The organism is Longimicrobiaceae bacterium (genome assembly GCA_036375715.1).
GTDB lineage: Bacteria > Gemmatimonadota > Gemmatimonadetes > Longimicrobiales > Longimicrobiaceae > DASVBS01.
Genome location: DASVBS010000031.1, coordinates 204750 through 222537 on the forward strand (window position 1 = coordinate 204750; position 17788 = coordinate 222537).

Consider the following 17788-nt stretch of genomic DNA (forward strand, 5'->3'; position numbering starts at 1 on the left):
GATATGACACGCAGGTACACCCTTCCGGCCGCCTTCCTGAGCCTGTTCGTCGCAGCGACGCCGGTGCAAGGACAGGACGTCCCCAGCGCGCAACCGGCGGCGAGCGCGGAAAGTTCGCAGCCGGCTGCCGCGCGGCCGCGGCGTCAGTCGTGGACCTCCAGCCGACGCAGTTTCGTCGAAGGCGACGTGCTCACCGTGCTGGTGGACGAGCACACTCTTGCCGCCGCCCTCAAGGGGGCGAACAACAGTGATCGCCGGTTCCGCGATCTCGGCGTCAGTGTGGGTGGAGGTCCGGGCATGCCGATACCTGATATAGACGCGGGGATCTCCAGCACCAACTCCGCCGAGTCGCGCCAGCGTGGTGATCTCACGCGCGAGAACCGTTTTCGCGGCGAGATGAGCGTGCGGATCGTGGAGATCGATCCCCGGACGGGTCTGATGCGCATCGAGGGATCGAAGGTGGTGGCGGTCGACAAGCATCGGGAAGAGCTGACGCTCACCGGGTGGGCACGTCCCCAGGACGTCTCCCATAACAACCTGCTCGATTCCTGGCGCATCGCCGACGCGGAGCTGATCTACTCTTCGACGGGCAACCTCGGTAAGCCGTCGCAGAGCATGCTCTCGCGCATTCTGTCGATCTTCTGGCCATGAGGCACACCGAGGTGGTGAGCCCGCCACAGTTCCTTCGCACCCGCGGTCGCGCTCCACGCGGCCGAGCGGCGAATAGGCTCGCCGCAGCGATGCTGGTCGCGGCCGGCCTGCTGGTCAGCCGGGCGGAGGTGGCAAGCGCCCAGGAGATCCGGGTGCGCGACCTGACCATCCAGGAGCAGGCGGTGCCTGTGCGGCTGATGGGCTACGGCCTGGTGGTCGGCCTGGACGGAACCGGTGATCGAACCTCGACCGGTGGGCGCTCAGGACACACGGTGCGCTCGGTGGCGAACCTGCTCCGGCGCTTCGAAGTGGAGGTGCCCGAGGAGATGCTCACCATGCGCAACGTCGCGGCGGTGCTCGTCACCGCCGAGGTGTCTCCGTACCTGCGGCCCGGCGGACGCTTCGAGGTCCACGTTGCCTCCGTGGGCGACGCCCGGTCCATCCGGGGAGGCGTGCTGTGGATGACCCCGCTCGTCGCCGAAGCCGGCGGTGAGCCGGTGGCCAGCGCCCAGGGACCTCTACTGATCAGCGACGGGAATACCGGACGCGGCTCCTACACGGTGGAGACGACCGCACGGATTCCGGCCGGCGGCATCCTCGAGTTCGACCTGCCACGGCCGCAGTTTGCCACCGCCAACCGGCTGCTCCTGCGCTCGCCCGACCTGGGCACGGCCGCGCGTATCGCACAGGCGATCAACGGGGCGATCGGGGGCCAGACCGCCACGGTGGAGGACCCGGGCGCGATCGCCCTCACGCTACCTGACGACCCGGTCGCGCGCGTACAGATGCTGACGCAGATCGCTGATCTTCGCGTTCAGGTCGAGTCCGCGAATCGGCTGGTCATCGACGGTCGAGACGGAACGGTGGTCGCGGGCGGCGACCTGGCGGTCGGCAACGCGGTGGTGAGTCACGGTGTCATCACCCTCACCATCGGAGGTGCGCCGACCGATGGCGACATCCCCGGTTCCGTGCACATGGAAGCCGGCACGCCGGCCCAGGAAGTGGCGATCGCGCTGCAGGCGCTGCAGACGCCCCCCATGGAGATCGCGGCGATCTTCGAGTCGCTACGCGAGGTGGGCGCCTTGGCTGCGGAAGTTGTGATCCGCTAAGCGCCTGGGGGCATGCCTGCGTGTGTTCGCGACCTGTATGTGCGGGTCGGTTGCGCAGGTGAAGCGAACGCAGCGGCCGGGACCGCTTGACGTCGATGAACGTCCCCCGGGTGGGTTTGTGGCCAATGACATTTGTGCCAATGACAATCGTGCCATGCGGCGGCGAGCGGCGGCCGCGGACGTTTTCGAGTGAAATGGTCAGGCGCCGCCGGCGCGGCCCTGCATGATACGGATGATCAGGTTGCATAGATGAGCACGATCGAACGCTCGACGGCCCTCGGGGCTTCGACCCCTCCCTCGGACGAGGCGCGGCTACGCAAGGCAAGCCAGGATCTGGAGGGTGTCTTCGTTGAGCAGCTCTTCAAAGCCATGCGGGAGACCGTCCCCGAGAACTCGCTCCTGGACGGGGGAACCGGCGAGGAGATGTTCACGAGCATGCTGGATTCGCACCTGGCCGCGGAAGTCCCCTCCCAGTGGGCGAGTGGGCTGGCGGAGGCGCTCTATCGGCAGCTTCGTGGCGCACTGCCGGGAGGGGAGAACGCGGACGGCGCGGGCGAGGTGAAAGCCGCCCTGGAGAAGGCCGCGTCCACCCCGGCTGTGCCTACGCTGGCGCGGGAGCTCTCCGCCGGCGGGGCACTTCCATGAACGCGCCGCACCTGGACGCCGAGCCCTCGGGTGTCGGCAGGGGAAGAGCGTCGGCGCTGCAGGCGCTCGCGGAAGCAATCAACTCCGAGATCCGGTTGCTCGAGGACCTTATCGGGGTGATGCGACGTCAGCGCAGCGCGGTCGCGGCCGACGACCTTCAAGCGATCGACGACAGCGTCTACGCCACCCACCGGGTCCTCGTGACCCTTACGGAAGCTCGGCGCCGTCGTCGCTCGCTCAGCCAGATCGTTTGCGGCACCGACGATTTTCCCCTGCGGGACCTGGAGCTGTTGCTGGGAGAGGAGATGACCGACGAGCTGCGCGACTCGCGCGACGGGCTGCACGCGGCAGCTCTCACCCTCTCCCAGGAAGTGGAGATGAACCGGCAGGTGTTACGGCAGGCGATGGCGGCCGGCAGCGAGTACGTGCGCAGTCTCTACGGCGGTCAGGGCGCGGAGGGTGTGGCGCTCTACTCCGCTGAGCCGCAGCGCGTCGAGCGGGAGTCGTCCCGCGGCGGGATCCTCGTAGATCGTCGGGCATAGCGTCATGTTTACTCTCAACAACATCCTGAGCGTCGCCCGCAGCGCAATCGCCGCGCAGCAGACGGCCGTGCAGGTCGCCTCGAACAACATCGCCAACGCGAACACCGAGGGGTACACGCGGCAACGGGTGGTGCTGCGACCCGGAGCGCCGGTAAACACGGCGCTGGGTCCGGCGGCGACCGGGGTGCATGTCGCCTCCTACGAGCGCATGCGAGACCCGCTGCTCGACGTGAGCTTCCGCCGCGACGAGGGTAAGTCGGCGGCAAGCAGCATGCGGCGGGACCTGCTGCGGCAGATCGAGGGCGTTTTCGGCGAGCCCTCCGAGTACGGGCTCGGCGCGGCGATGGATCGCTTCTGGAGCGCCTGGGACGACCTCGCGAGCGATCCGCTCAACGACGCCGCGCGCGGCATGGTGAGGCAGCGGGCGATCCAGCTCACCTCCACGTTCCAGAATGCCGCCGCTGAGCTGGATGCGGTGGCATCCGGAGCCGAGACGCGCCTGCGCGATTCGTTGACCCGTCTCAACGAGCTCGGGAAAGAGGTGGCCCGGCTCAACGTGGAGATCGTGGCTGCCGAGGCGGGTGGGGCAACCGCGAACGAGCTTCGAGACGCCAGAGATCGGCTCATCGACGAGATGGCCGGTCTGGCGAGCGTCAGAGTGACCGAGCAGGCGAACGGGAGCGCCAGCGTCTTCGTGGAGAACACCCTCTTCGTGGACGGTGGCGATTCCAAAGCGCTCGAGCTCACCGAGACGGCTGGCACCTACGGCGTCGCGGTGAAGGGGAGCGGCGCCTCCGTCTCCACCGCTCGCGAGGGGAGTGCGCTCAACGAGGCCCTGCGCGTGCTGAACGAGGATTTACCGGCGGTGGGGCAGAAGCTCGATGACCTCGCCCGCGCGCTGGTGGAGCGGGTGAACGCGGTGCACGCGGGGGCGTACGCCGCCGGCGACGGCTTCACCAACCCGGCCGGGGATTTCTTCCGTAGCGACGATCTTCCCGGCACCCCCAACGGCTATGTGGTCAGCGCCGCCTCCATCACCCTCGCGGATCCGATCGAGCAGAGCGCCGCGAACATTGCCACCAGCACCGTGGCCGGTCAGCCGACCAACAATGAGGCGGCACTGCAGCTCGCGGCCCTGCGCAACGACAGCAATGCGATAACCATCGACGGGATCCCGACCACATTGTCGGGTGCATACCAGTCGCTGGTGACCGGCGTCGCGCAGGAAACCCGGGCGGCGGAAGACTCCGCCACCGTCTTCAGCACCCTCGTCGCCCAGACGGAGACGCGCCGCGCGAGCGTCAGCGGCGTGTCCATCGACGAGGAGCTGATTCGCCTGATGCAGCACCAGCAGGCCTACGTGGCGGCCACCCGCATGGTCACGGCGGTCGATGAAATGCTGGGAGAACTGCTGGGGATGGTCCGGTGAGAAGCTGGGAGCTAGAAGCTAGAAGCTAGAATATTCCGCCCTCTCCTCCGCGAGTTCAGCGGCATTGACATGCGGTCGCGAGTTGCGGCGATTGCATTGACATGCTCCATTGCTGGGCACCATGCTTGTCAGCCGGCGCGCGCTCCAGGGAAAATGGAATCGAGAATTCTAGCTTCTAGCTTCTAGCTCCTAGCTTCTTCAAGAAATGCTCATCCTCAGCCGCAAGCCAGGAGACGCGATCCTTGTCGGCGATGGCATCCGGATCGTCGTCGTTTCCGCAGAGCGGGGGGCAGTGCGCCTGGGGATCGAAGCCCCCGCGGACGTGACCATTCTCCGCGAGGAGATCGTGGAGCAGATCGCGGAGGAGAACCGGCGGGCCGGCGAAGCGGTGGATCGGCGCGACTGGCTCGATGTCGCGCCGGTTCGCCCCAGAAAGCCGTAGCCGCGACCGCTTACTCCATTCCGGCGGCTTTTCGCGCCGCCAGCAGGGTCGGCAGGCGAAGCTCGTAGGCGAGCTCGCCTCCCGGGCAGGTCTTCACCTCCAGCCTTCCTCCCATGGGCGCCACCCCTTCAGCGGCTGCCCGTGCATCCAGCCGTCGCACCTGAGCTTCCGCGGGCCCCGTCCCCTCTCCGTTCCGATTGCAGGCGAAGCGTATGGTGACGGCCTCGTCGTCTCCGCGGTAGGCGATGCTGACCCGCCGGCATCCGCTCCGCTCAGCTTCCAGCCCCAGTGCCACGGCCAGCGTCAGCAAAACGCGGGTGAGCTGATCCCGCTCCGCCCAGACCGGCAGCACGTCTGCGCTCGCAGCGGTAAAGGTGATCTCCTTCAGGTCGTTGTGCTGCGCCAGGAGCGGCGGCAGCGTGCCGATCAGCTCGTGTACCTGGACCGGCTCGGGCCGGCGCGTGCGCGCCCTCCGCAGCAGCGAGAGCAGCGCCACCGTCTCCTCGAGCTGCCGGACCTCGCTCGCGAGGGATGCCACCAGCGGCGCCGCATCCGGCAACCCGGCTCGCAGCACCTGTGCGATGGCGCTGAGCGCCGCCACCCGATTGTTGAGCGCGTGGTGTACCCCGCTGAGTAGACTCTCACCCACAATCCCCCACAGCTCCGTCCAGTCGGCGGGAGCGTCCACCATCTCCTTGTTCTGCATTGGTTTGCTCGTCGCGAGATCCAGTTCGAGGTGAGATCGTCCGATACTCAGGTACGGACCAGAGCTCGATAGGCCCCCTCTTCACGCTACGGATGGTACTGTGTTCGTCATCATCGGCCTTCTGATCGTCTTCGGGAGCATCATCGGCGGTTACGTGATGCACCATGGACAGATCGCCGTCCTCCTCCAGGTGAATGAGTTCATCATCATCGGGGGGGCGGGGCTGGGTTCGATGATCGTGGCGAACCCGATGCCTCTCGTGAAGCGAGTCTTCGCTCGGACGTTCGGGCTGCTGAAGCCGAACGCGTTCGGGGAGAAGGCCTACGCGGAGCTCCTGCGGGTACTCTACGACGTCTTTCAGACCGCCCGCAAGGAAGGGCTGGTCGGACTGGAGCAGCACATCGAGGAGCCGGAGAAGAGCGAGCTCTTCCGTAAGTATCCGATCTTCCAGCGGAACCACCACGCGGTGGCCTTCCTGACTGACACATTGAAGGTCATGCTCAGCGGCGCCATCGAGGATCACCATCTGGCCGAGATCCTGGATCTCGACCTCGAGCAGATGCTCGAGGAGGAGATGGCGGTGCCGACGGCGCTCCACCGGGTCGGCGATGCAATGCCGGGGTTCGGCATCGTCGCGGCCGTCCTCGGCGTGATCATCACCATGGGCGCCATCGGCGGTGACCCGGCAGAGCTCGGGCAGAAGGTGGCCGCGGCCCTGGTGGGGACCTTCGTCGGCATCCTGCTCGCCTACGGCGTTATCGGCCCACTGGGGACGGCCGTGGAGGCCCGCATCAAGGCCGAGCACGCTTACATGTGCTGCATTCGCACCGCGCTTCTATCCTTCGCCCGGGGTGACTCCCCGATGACGAGCGTCGAGTTCGCGCGTCGCAACATCGAGCCGGCCGATCGGCCCAGCTTCACCGAGCTGGAGCAGATGACTCGCCGCAGGGCCGCGTAGATGAGCGACCGAAAGAAGTCCGTCATCGTTATCAAGAAGGTCCGCAAGAAGCACGGCGCGCACCACGGGGGAAGCTGGAAGGTCGCCTACGCGGATTTCGTCACCGCCATGATGGCGTTCTTCATGGTGATGTGGATCCTGGGGATGGACAGCGACGTGCGGAAGGCGATCCAGGGCTACTTCACCAACCCCGTCGGGATGGACCGCGGGTATTCGTCGGGTGTGAGCCCGATTGCGACCGGCACCTCGCCCGCCGCGGTGAAGACCCCGCAGCCCCTCCGCCTGATCACGCGGGGCTTCGAAGAGGAGCGGTTCCGCGAGCTGGCGGCCCGCATCCAGGCGAGACTCCGGGAGGCGGAAGGGTTGAGAGAGATCGCCGCCCAGATCGAGGTGGTGATCACCAAAGACGGTCTCCGCATCGAGCTGGTCGAGGGTGGCAACGGGGAGATGTTCTTCGCGCTGGGCAGCTCCAAGCTGAAGCCGGCGGCGGCCCGGGCCCTCGCCGCGATCGCGACGGAGCTGAAGGAGACCCAGACCCCCCTCGTGGTGGAGGGGCACACCGATGCGGCCCCGTTCGGACCAGGCCGCCGCTACAGCAACTGGGAGCTGTCCGTGGATCGCGCCAATGCCGCCCGCCAGGCGATGGCGGCCGCCGGTCTCGGTGACCATCGCATTCGGGAGATCCGCGGCTACGCCGATCGCACTCTGCGAAACCCAGACAATCCGCTCGACCCCGCCAACCGGCGGATCTCGATCCTCCTGCCGTTCTCCAGCGAGCCCCCGGCCGTACGGACCACCGTCGCCGAAGGGTAGGGTAGGGGCAGGCTCGGCGCTCCTCTTAAGGCTCATCGAATCCCACGGCGGTCTGGACAACGATGGCTGAATGGAAGGACGCCGGGGCCCCCGGGGCTACCCTGTCTCGCCCTCGCGTCCTATCCTCCAGGCATGACTTGCTGTCCACATTGCCAGGACGCCGGGGCCACCTTCAACGCCAGCGCCGCCCGGCGTGATCTGAAGCGCTATCGGTCCCGCGGTCCACTCGGAACCACCCGTATGCTGGTGGATGCGATCCTGGAGCAGCGCGACTCCGACCGATCGCTCCTGGACATCGGTGGCGGCGTCGGGGCGATCTCCCACGAGCTCATCGGCGCCGGGTTCGCCGAGGCGGTGCTGGTCGATGCCTCTCCCGCGTACCTTCAGGCGGCCAGAGCGGAGGCGGCGCGGCGCGGACACGCCGCTCGATTCACCTACCACTACGCCGACTTTGTCGACCTCTCCCCGACCCTCGAGGCGGCCGACGTTGTCACCCTCGACCGGGTGGTCTGTTGTTATCCCGACATGGTCGCGCTGGTGACCGCGTCCGCCGCCAAGGCGCGCCACCTGTACGGCCTGGTGATCCCGCGACGGCGGGCGATCGTCCGCTTCGGCAACGCCGCCTACAACCTCTTCAGCCGACTCCGGGGCAGCGCCTTCCGCAGCTACGTCCACCCTCCCGCCGAAGTCGACGAGGTCGTACGCGATTGCGGCCTCGCGCGCACCTATGCGGCGGAGACTCCTGTCTGGCACGTCCTGACCTACGCCCGCACCTGAGCGGAGCTCCCCCCGGCCTCAAACTCTCCTGCAAACGTTAGCCACGCTCGCGCGCCTCGGAGCGCCTCCCGGTGGTCGGCGAAGACATCTCCTGAGACGATCATAAGATATTCCATTGCAATGGCGTGAGAAGGGGAGGGGCGACGTTGTTCCGCTCACTTTGTGACGAAGTGCTTGACGCGTCGTGTCACGGGATTTACCGTACGCGGCAAACGTTCGCATCGGCAGTCTGTCTCCGGCTGCTGCCTGTCCCGCTATTCCCCACAAAGCCGCGGCCCATCGTGAAGGCACCTCGCCAGGTAATCTTCAGCACAGTGGTTGCCGCTCTCGGCGGCTTGCTTTTCGGGTTCGACACCGCCGTCATCTCGGGCACCACCGAGGCTCTTCAAAGCATCTTCGCGCTGGACGAGTTCTGGCTGGGCTTCGCCGTGGCCTCCGCGCTCATCGGGACGATCGTCGGGGCGTTTGCCGTCGGAAGGCCGGTCGAGAAATTCGGGCGCAAGCTGATCCTGCTGACGCTGGCCGTCCTGTATTTCATTTCCGCGGTCGGAAGTGCCCTGGCGCAATCGCTGGTGAGCTTTGTGATCTACCGGTTCATCGGGGGCCTGGCGGTCGGCGCGGCGTCCGTCGTCTCTCCGATGTACATCGCCGAGATCGCTCCGGCCCGTCTCCGCGGCCGCCTGGTCGCCGTCAACCAGCTCAACGTGGTCTCGGGGATCCTCCTGGCCTTCCTTTCCAACTACGCGATCGGGAGGGCGCTGTCGGAAGACATCGCCTGGCGCTGGATGCTCGGAGTCGAGGCGTTTCCGGCCGCACTGTTCTTCGCACTCATCTTCCTCATTCCGGAAAGTCCCCGGTGGCTGGTGAAGCGTGGCCGCAACGAGGATGCGAGGGCCGTTCTCGCGCAGGTCAGCGAGGGGGACGTCCAGCAGGAGCTCCAGGAAATCGTCGCGTCCCTCCGAGCGGAGGAAGGAGAGAAGGTCCACGCATTGTTCCAGCAGCGCTACGCATTTCCGATCTTCCTGGCCTTTGCCGTCGCGATGTTCAATCAGCTATCGGGAATCAATGCGCTGATGTACTACGCACCGCGCATCTTTCAGATGGCCGGCGCGGGAGCCGAGGACGCGTTGCTGCAAGCGGTAGCGGTGGGCGGCATTAACCTGCTCTTTACGATTGTCGCGCTGTTCGTGATCGATCGTTTCGGCCGGCGCCCGCTTCTCATGATCGGTGGCGCCGGGGCTGCCGCCTCGCTCGCCCTGGTAGCATTCGCCTTCTACACGGGCAGCTTTTCAGGCAACCTCGTCCTCCTGGGGTTGCTGGGATTCATTGCCAGCCACGCCATTGGCCAGGGGGCGGTGATCTGGGTGTTCATTTCAGAGGTCTTTCCCAACCGGGTGCGCGCCAAAGGACAGGCGCTGGGCAGCTTCACCCACTGGTTCATGGCGGCGGCCGTTTCCTGGACCTTCCCTGTCATCGCTGAGGTCTCGGGTGGCCATGCGTTCGCCTTCTTCAGTGCCATGATGCTGTTGCAGGTACTTTTCGCCTGGAAGATCATGCCCGAGACCCGAGGTGCTACCCTCGAGGAACTGGGTGCCAGACTGGAGTCGCCGAGTGCCCCGCCGGGGGGCGCCGGCGGTAGAAAGGGCACCGTGGGGGAGGGGGTTACTCGATGAAGCGCCGCAACTCACGGCCCTCATCGGAGAAGCGTGGTACGGTCAAACTTGAAGACGTGGCTCGAGCGGCGAACGTATCGATCTCGACGGTCTCGCGGGCGATCTCGCAGCCCGACCGCGTAGGGGAGGCGACCCGGGCACGGGTGATGGCGGTGATCCGGGAGATGGGCTACGTACCGAGCCGGGTCGCGCAGCGGCTGCGCAAGGAGCACGGCCATGCTCACCTCATCGGGTTGATCCTGCCCGACATCCAGAACCCCTTTTTCGCCGACCTGGCACGGGGTGTCGAGGACCTGGCCCAGAAGCACGGCTACGCGCTGTTCCTGGGCAACTCGGATGAGGACCTGGAGAAGGAGCGTCAATACCTGGAGGCGATGCGCGCCGAATCGGTCGACGGCGTGATCGTGCCGCCCATCTCCGACTCCGACAAGGCCGTGTCGTCTATGATTCGCGTCGGGGTGCCGGTGGTGTGCGTGGACCGGCGTATCGATGGCGCGGACGCCGACACCGTCGTCGTCGACAATGTGCGCGGAGCATACGCGGCCACCGACCACCTCATCCGGCTTGGCCACCGACGCATCGGCTTCATCGAGGGGAGGCCCCAGATCTCGACGAGCCGAGAGCGTATGCAAGGCTATCGACAAGCGCTGCAGGCACACGGGCTCGAGTTCGATCCGGAGCTCGTTCGCGAGGGAGACTCGCGTCAGGCGAGCGGGGCTCGACTGGCAGGAGAACTTCTCGACATCTCGGATCGCCCGACAGCGCTACTGGTGGGGAACAATCTGATGACCCTTGGCGCCCTCGAGACCTGCCACGCGCGACAGATACACATTCCCGAGCAGCTGGCGGTCGTCGGGTACGACGACATGCCATGGGCTCTCGCGCTCAACCCTCCCCTTACCGCGGTCAGACAACCCGGGTACGAAGTGGGGCAGCGCGCGATGGAGCTCCTGCTCGCTCGCATCCGGGAGCCAGACCGGAGCACGGCTCTCATCGTGTTGCAGCCACAGCTCATTGTCCGGCGCTCCTGCGGCGCGGGGCTCCCCCTTCGGAAGCGCTGATCCTCCACCTTTCGCCTTTCTCATGCAATTGATGGCAAACGTTTGCAGAGTTGAGCTGATTTTACCACGTGCTCCGCCGGCTGGCGGCTGGGAACAGGTCGCGGTTCTGCCACTTCATATACCAATCCTCCACGGAGAACGTTCGCCATGCTCGAACGACTTCACATTCTGCCTACAGGAATGAGCGCGACGGCGAAGATGGTCGGGGCAGCGTTGCTGCCAGCATCGCTCGCATTGCTCTGCCTCGTGGGCTCAGCGCAGTCACTGCAAGCTCAACAGCACCGGGTCACGGGAACCGTAACGGATGTAACTACGGGAGAGCCGCTCGCCGGAGCCAGTGTTCGCGTCCAGGGGACCTCCGCAGTCACGCTAACCGATGCCGACGGGCGCTACGCGATCTCCGCTCCGTCGCCCAATACCACGCTGACGTTCTCGATGCTGGGGTACGTCAGCCAGGATGTTCCGGTCGACGGCGGCGTGGTCGTCAACGTCGCCCTCGAAGCCACTGCGGTTGCGCTCGAAGGCCTCACCGTCATCGGGTACCAGACGGTCGAGCGGGACAAGATGACGGCAGCGGTATCGGTCGTGGATGTGGAGGACATCCAAGCAACCACGAGCAACAGCGCCATCAAGGCGCTGCAGGGGCGGGTCCCGGGCCTCACCGTCTCCTCCACCGGTGATCCATTGCAGGAAGGTGCAACGGTGCGGGTGCGAGGAATCAGCACGCTCGGGAACAACGATCCCCTCTACGTCATCGATGGGATTCCCACCAAATCGCTTGCTGCACATCGCCTTCGCCCGGAGAACATCGAATCCATTCAGGTGCTCAAGGACGCGGCTTCGGCATCGATCTATGGAGCACGCGCCTCCAACGGCGTGATCGTCATCACCACGAAATCTCCGGAGCAACAACCCATCACCATCAACTATAGCACGAGCTTCACTCACTCAGCCTACGTAGACAAGCTGGACGTCCTGAATACGGAAGAGCGCGGTCGTGCGCTCTGGCAGGCAGCGATCAACGACGGAGTCGACCCTGCCACTCTTCCCATCTACGACTACGAGTGGGAAAGGCATCCGGACGGGCGAGCGGAGCTGCTCAGGGTGATCGTTCCCGAATACGTGAACGACCCCTCTGCTGGAATCCGTTCCGCGGACACGGATTGGTACGACGAGGTGACGCGCGGCGGGCTGCTGCAAGAACATTCGATTTCCGCCTCGATGTCCGGGGAGCGGGGTGGTGCGCTGCTGTCACTGAGCCTCTTCGACGACAAGGGCATCGTAAAAGGCACGGATTTCCGACGCATCAATGCCCGCGTGAACTCTTCGTACAGCTTCTTCGACGGACGACTTCGCGTTGGTGAAAACCTCGGACTCACCAGGGGGAGCGGGACACCCGTGCCCAGCGGATTGGGGGGTAACCCGCTGGCTCTTGGGCTCATCGCTCAACCGATACTGCCGGTGCGGACAGAGTCCGGGGCGTGGGCCGGCCCCTGGGGCGCGGGTTTCGATGACCGCGACAATCCGGTCATGCTGATCGACATCAACCAGTGGGATCAGAACACTCAGGCGCAGGTGTTCGGTAACGTCTTTGCCGACTACCACGTCACCGACAACCTTCTGGCAACCGTTCGCTTCGGCGTGGACTGGCAGGATGGGGTCAACCGAGACATCCAGCGCCGCTACCAGGCCGGGTTCCTGCGGCGGGACGTGAACTCACTCTCGAACTTCAACTACAACAACTTCGACTGGACTTTCAACAGCACGCTCAACTACAACCTGTCCCGCTCGGCCCACAGCGCAACCATCCTGGGCGGCTTCGAGGCCGTGCGGAGCACGTTTGCGAATTCTCGCACGTTCAGAGAGGGCTTCGCGCTGGAAACGGAGTCCTTCTTCGTGGAAAATGCCGGGACAGGCCGTCAGGTGGTCGAGGGGAGTCGCGGTGGATACTCCCTGGCCTCGTTCTTCGGCAAAGTCGATTACGACTACGACGACCGGTATCTCGCGAGCCTCACCGTTCGCCACGACGGCTCATCCCGCTTCGGTGAGAACAACCGCTTCGGGACGTTCCCCGCGGTGGCTGTAGCCTGGAGACTGAGCAACGAGACCTTCTTCCCCTCGAACGATCTGGTGACCGATTTCAAGCTCCGCGCAAGCTGGGGACGGACCGGCAACCAGGAGATCGACAACAACGCAGCATTCGCCCTCTACATACCCAACTACGGCGACGATAAGACCTGGGGGCCCAGCAACGGGACGGCGTACGACCTCAACGGGTCTGATTCGGGTACGCTGCCTTCCGGATTCTTCAGGACGCAGACCGGCAATCCCGATCTGCGCTGGGAATCGACCACCGAGATCAATTTGGGGGTCGACTTCAGGCTGCTGAGCGACCGCGTGAGCGGCGCATTCGACTACTTTCAACGAGAAACCGATGACATCCTGATTCAACCGGCCTTCATCGGGGTTATCGGCGATGGTGGTGCTCGCTGGGTGAACGGGGCAGCGATGGAGACGGAGGGGGCGGAGTTCGTTCTTGGCTATGACGATCAGTGGGGTGATCTATCCGTCGGCATCACCGGGAACCTGGGAGCATTCACCAATCGCATCACCAAGCTGCCCGACGACGTCGTCAAGTCCTATCCGGGCAATGTAGAGCAGACGATTCTCGGCCATTCCGTCAATTCCATTTTCGGCTATGTGGTCGACGGAATCTTCCGATCGGAAGAAGAGGTCGAGGCGCACGCCGAGCAACCCGGCAAGGCAGTTGGAAGGCTCCGCTACGCGGACCTGAACGGGGACGGAAGGATCGACGCTCTAGACCAGCGCTTCCTGGGTGATACGAACCCCGACTTCACCTACGGTCTGAACAGCAACTTTTCTTACCGGGGATTCGACCTGAGCCTGTTCTTCCAGGGTGTATACGGCCCGGAGATCTACAATGGCATAAAGACGCAGACGGACTTCACCTCCATTTTCACGGGAGCCAACTTCGGCAAGCGCGTGCTGGATGCGTGGACGCCGGAGAACCCCGATAGCAGGATTCCCGCGCTCACCCTCGCAAACACAAACAATGAGGACCGGCCCTCGACATACTTCGTCGAGGATGGGTCCTATCTGAAGCTTCGTGAGCTCGTCCTCGGCTACACGCTGCCCGGCGATGCCTCCCTTCCGGGCCCTCTAGCGGCACTGGATGGCGCGAGGATCTATGTGCGGGGAGGCAATCTGTTCACGATCAAAAAGACCTCGGGGGAGAACGCTACGACTTTGCCTGACCCCGAGGTGCCCTTCGGCGGCTACCCGCTGCCAAGGACGCTGACCTTCGGTGTGGATCTGTCATTCTAACGCTGCACACACCCCAAGGGATTTATTGATCATGAGCAGAGCATTCCAGACGCTGGGTCTGATCGCAGCTTTCGGACTCTCCATGGCTGCGTGCGACAACTTCCTGGCCTATGAGCCGAAAGGAACCATCTCCGGCGAGCTCCTGGATTCCCCCGAGAACATCGAGGGTCTGGTGACAGCCGCCTACGCCGCACTCGGCAACGATCACTGGGAAGTCCCCTACACGAGTCTGTGGCCCTATGGCGACATGCGCGCAGGCGACGCCTACAAGGGTGGGGGTGGAACTGGTGATCAGGGAGGCTACAACAACATCGAGCAGTTCGTGTACCTGACACCCTCCGAGGGTAAGCTCGATTTGATGTGGTACCGGCTCTATGTCGGCATATCGAGGGCCAATGACGCGCTCCGCCGCCTTGCCGCGCAGACCGACGAGGCAATGCCCATCCGGACCACACGGATGGCGGAGATGCGGTTCATCCGTGGTCACTTCTACTTCCTTCTCAAGATCCTCTTCAACCGGGTGCCGTGGATCGACGAGACGGTGCCGCCGGAGGAATACGAGACGATCTCGAACGTGGCACTCAGTAGCGAGGAGCTGTGGGCGAAGATCGCCGAGGACTTCCGATATGCTGCGGACAACCTGCCTGCGACGCAGCCTGAGGAGGGGCGCGTAAACCGATACGCTGCTTTGGCGTATCTCGCCAAGGTACAGCTGTATCGAGCCTATAAGCAGGATGAAAGCCACGCCGTGACCAGTGTCGATCCGGCGCTGCTGCAAGAGGTAGTTGACCTGACGGATCAGGTGATTGGCTCAGGTCGGTACGCTCTGACGGCCGATTTTGCGGAGAATTTCCTCTGGGAGACCGAGGACAATCTGGAGGCGGTGTTCGCCATCGAGATGTCCATTTCGGATGGCACACCCACGGGTCGCCTCGACATGGGCAATGGGCTCAACTACTCCATGGCGCCCGGATACGGCTGCTGCTGGTTCCACATCCCGACCCAGAACCTCATCAACGCCTTCCAGACCGATGGCAACGGCCTGCCGAAATTCGACACGTTCAACGACAACGTGCTGTCGGATTCGATCGATTTCTGGACCAACACAGTGGATCCGCGGTTGGATCACACCGTCGGAATCGTGGGACACCCCTTCAAGTACGATCCGGAGTTCATCTTCCAGCCGAGCTGGGCGAGGACTCCCCAGGTCTACGGTGCGCACTCCTCGATGAAGGAGTTGCAGCACCCCGACTGCCCCTGCCTCCGAGCGGTCGGCCCGTTCTTCGCGAGCTCCAAGGACGTGGTGGTCATCCGATATGCCGACCTGTTGCTCTGGAAAGCGGAAGCGCTGATCGAGCTAGGGCGCCACATGGAGGCGCTACCCATCATCAACGAGATACGGCAGCGAGCGGCCAATAGCACCGCACGGCTGAAGTACGCGGACGGCTCCCCCATCTCGAACTACAAGATCGGACTGTACTCGGCCTCCGGCTGGACCCAGAGCTTCGCGCGCGAGGCTCTCCGCTTCGAGCGTCGCCTCGAATTCGCGATGGAAGGGCACCGCTTCTTCGACTTAGTCCGCTGGGGTATAGCCGCGGAGACTCTCAACGAATACTTCGCCGTCGAAAAGACACGGCGTGAGTACCTTGTAAATGCGCGCTTTACACCTGGTCGGGATGAGTATCTTGCCATTCCGGAACAGCAGATCTCGTTCAGCCGGGGCCTGTACGAGCAGAATCCAGGCTACTGACCTCCCTTAGGGCGCCCTGCGGCGTGGGCAAGCCGTGGGGCGCCGCCCGCGCTGAATGACGACTTCAACCTGGAGCCTGACATGAGAGCTCTTATCGCTGCTGTGTGCGTCGGCCTGTGCGCCGCCTCCCCTGGCCGATCCCAGGAACTCGTCAAACGGATCAACGTCGCCGAGGACGACGTGTACCTGAATCTGCCGGTCAAGCAATCAAATCCGCTGGTCAAGGCCAGAATCAAGCTCGATGGTGTTTCGCTCGACGAGTTCACGCTCAAGCTCGCGAGCGAAGATCCCGACTACTGGACCTTCTTCGATGTCACGCGCTATCGCGGGAAGACCTTGACGCTGGAAGTGGATGAGGCGGGAGATGGCCTACGCGATCTGGATCTGGTTGATGCGGCCCCGACGTTTCCGGGGCAGGAATCGGTATACAGCGAAAGATATCGGCCCCAGGTTACCTTCTCGTCCCGCCGCGGCTGGCACAACGATCCTAATGGCCTGATCTACTACAACGGCGAGTATCACCTGTTCTACCAGCACAACCCATATGGCGTAGAATGGGGCAACATGCACTGGGGGCACGCGGTCAGCACCGACCTCGTGCACTGGCGCGAGCTGCCCGATGCCCTTTACTCGCCCGACCACGATCACATGGCCTTCTCCGGCTCCGCGGTCGTAGATACCGCGAACACGAGCGGTCTCTCCAGGAACGGAGTAGACCCGCTGCTCGCCTTCTACACTCGCACCGGTGTGGGCGAGAATCTGGCCATCAGCTATGACAATGGTCTTACTTTCGAAGAATACCCTGGAAACCCGGTTGTCAGTCACGAAGGTCGCGACCCGAAGGTAATCTGGTACGAGCCGGGTAAGCACTGGGTCATGGTCGTCTGGGACGAGGGGCATACTCGACGCTCCTCCCTGGGCGAGCATGTCCGTTACCAGGTTTCCTTCTACTCCTCCCCGGATCTGAAGAACTGGACGTACGAGTCGGGCCTTCCCGGATTCTTCGAATGCCCGGAGCTTTTCGAAATCGAGGTCGAAGGCCAACCGGGCGTCACCAAATGGGTCCTCTATGACGCCAATGGTGACTACGTCGTGGGGGGCTTCGACGGGCGCAAGTTCACCGTCGAGCAGCCCTTCCGAAAGCTGGACAATGGAGGCGACTTCTACGCGTCACAGATGTTCAACAACATTCCGGAGAGTGACGGACGACATATCCAGATCGGCTGGTTCAGGAACGGCGATTACGAAGGCATGCCCTTTAGCCAGAAGATGACGTTCCCGACTTCGCTCAAGCTGCGCGAGAGCTTCGATGGGCTTCGTCTAACCCCGACTCCGATAGAGGAAATCCGCAGTCTTCACAAGAAGACTCATGTCTTTACCGGCCAGCTCGTTCGGGGCGATCAGGCATTCGCGTCGCCAGTGACCGGGGACGTGCTCCACGTGATCGCGGAGATCGATCCTGGCGATGCCCCGACGGTGGGTCTCGATATCAATGGTTATCGTCTGACCTATGATCGGTTCCTCAACACCTTCAACGGCCTCAACTTCGTGCTGCCCGAAGGTGAACGTCTCAAGATCGAGGCAATCGTCGACCGTGTGGCTGTCGAGGTCTTTGTCAACGACGGCGAGCTATACTTCGTGAAGCGGCACAACTCGGTCGATGCGGACAAGAAGCTGGAAGTGTTTACTGGCGGCGGATCCAATCGGAGTGCGGTCCTGGAGACCCTCACCGTGCATGAATTGGAGTCGATCTGGCAGCAGAATGTCGTCACATCGAATCCGTGACCGTCCTCTCACCCCTGAAAACAGGGTCGATCGTACCCCGAGGGGCACACTGCCGCCGGTGGGCTCCCCTGTTCACCGCCATTTGCCTTCCAATAGGATGCT

Annotated in this window: 15 protein-coding genes; 14 read left to right on the plus strand and 1 reads right to left on the minus strand. The window is 64.0% G+C overall.

Features of this window, described 5'->3' with window-relative positions:
• The first annotated feature begins 3 nt into the window (after window positions 1-3).
• The 6 genes from VF167_06365 to csrA all read left to right on the plus strand — a co-directional run bounded on the left by VF167_06365 (window position 4) and on the right by csrA (window position 4818).
• The gene (locus tag VF167_06365) at window positions 4-651 is read left to right on the plus strand and encodes a flagellar basal body L-ring protein FlgH (GenBank protein ID HEX6925033.1); all 648 of its coding nucleotides are present in this window, start codon (window positions 4-6) and stop codon (window positions 649-651) included.
• Complete coding sequence (locus tag VF167_06370; GenBank protein ID HEX6925034.1) at window positions 648-1760, plus strand: flagellar basal body P-ring protein FlgI; 1113 nt, start codon at window positions 648-650, stop codon at window positions 1758-1760. The genes VF167_06365 and VF167_06370 overlap by 4 nt, the downstream gene beginning before the upstream one ends.
• A gap of 249 nt (window positions 1761-2009) precedes the next feature.
• Complete coding sequence (locus tag VF167_06375; GenBank protein HEX6925035.1) at window positions 2010-2405, plus strand: rod-binding protein; 396 nt, start codon at window positions 2010-2012, stop codon at window positions 2403-2405.
• Window positions 2402-2947: a flagellar export chaperone FlgN gene (gene flgN, locus VF167_06380; protein HEX6925036.1), complete on the plus strand. Its 546-nt coding sequence runs from the start codon at window positions 2402-2404 to the stop codon at window positions 2945-2947. The genes VF167_06375 and flgN overlap by 4 nt, the downstream gene beginning before the upstream one ends.
• Before the next feature lie 4 nt (window positions 2948-2951).
• The gene (gene flgK / locus VF167_06385) at window positions 2952-4376 is read left to right on the plus strand and encodes a flagellar hook-associated protein FlgK (protein HEX6925037.1); all 1425 of its coding nucleotides are present in this window, start codon (window positions 2952-2954) and stop codon (window positions 4374-4376) included.
• Between the two features lie 205 nt (window positions 4377-4581).
• Complete coding sequence (gene csrA, locus VF167_06390; protein HEX6925038.1) at window positions 4582-4818, plus strand: carbon storage regulator CsrA; 237 nt, start codon at window positions 4582-4584, stop codon at window positions 4816-4818.
• A gap of 10 nt (window positions 4819-4828) precedes the next feature.
• Here csrA and VF167_06395 read toward each other — a convergent pair whose 3' ends face one another.
• Entirely contained in the window at window positions 4829-5524 is a 696-nt protein-coding gene (locus VF167_06395; protein HEX6925039.1) for a hypothetical protein, read from the minus strand.
• Window positions 5525-5624: 100 nt separating this feature from the next.
• Between VF167_06395 and motA the strand changes: the two genes are divergently transcribed.
• The 8 genes from motA to VF167_06435 all read left to right on the plus strand — a co-directional run bounded on the left by motA (window position 5625) and on the right by VF167_06435 (window position 17686).
• Complete coding sequence (gene motA, locus VF167_06400; protein ID HEX6925040.1) at window positions 5625-6482, plus strand: flagellar motor stator protein MotA; 858 nt, start codon at window positions 5625-5627, stop codon at window positions 6480-6482.
• A complete protein-coding gene (locus VF167_06405; GenBank protein ID HEX6925041.1) occupies window positions 6483-7295 on the plus strand; it encodes a flagellar motor protein MotB in 813 nt (270 codons plus the stop codon).
• 132 nt (window positions 7296-7427) lie between these two features.
• The gene (locus VF167_06410) at window positions 7428-8072 is read left to right on the plus strand and encodes a class I SAM-dependent methyltransferase (GenBank protein ID HEX6925042.1); all 645 of its coding nucleotides are present in this window, start codon (window positions 7428-7430) and stop codon (window positions 8070-8072) included.
• Window positions 8073-8353: 281 nt separating this feature from the next.
• A complete protein-coding gene (locus VF167_06415) occupies window positions 8354-9745 on the plus strand; it encodes a sugar porter family MFS transporter (protein HEX6925043.1) in 1392 nt (463 codons plus the stop codon).
• A 56-nt stretch (window positions 9746-9801) separates the two neighbouring features.
• Window positions 9802-10806, plus strand: coding sequence for a LacI family DNA-binding transcriptional regulator (locus VF167_06420; protein ID HEX6925044.1), 1005 nt, complete (start codon window positions 9802-9804; stop codon window positions 10804-10806).
• A gap of 180 nt (window positions 10807-10986) precedes the next feature.
• The gene (locus VF167_06425) at window positions 10987-14151 is read left to right on the plus strand and encodes a TonB-dependent receptor (GenBank protein HEX6925045.1); all 3165 of its coding nucleotides are present in this window, start codon (window positions 10987-10989) and stop codon (window positions 14149-14151) included.
• Between the two features lie 31 nt (window positions 14152-14182).
• Window positions 14183-15901, plus strand: a complete 1719-nt coding sequence (locus VF167_06430) for a RagB/SusD family nutrient uptake outer membrane protein (GenBank protein ID HEX6925046.1) — start codon at window positions 14183-14185, stop codon at window positions 15899-15901.
• A gap of 81 nt (window positions 15902-15982) precedes the next feature.
• Window positions 15983-17686 carry a glycoside hydrolase family 32 protein gene (locus VF167_06435; GenBank protein ID HEX6925047.1) on the plus strand — a complete coding sequence of 568 codons (1704 nt, stop codon included), beginning with the start codon at window positions 15983-15985 and terminating at the stop codon, window positions 17684-17686.
• Window positions 17687-17788: the final 102 nt, after the last annotated feature.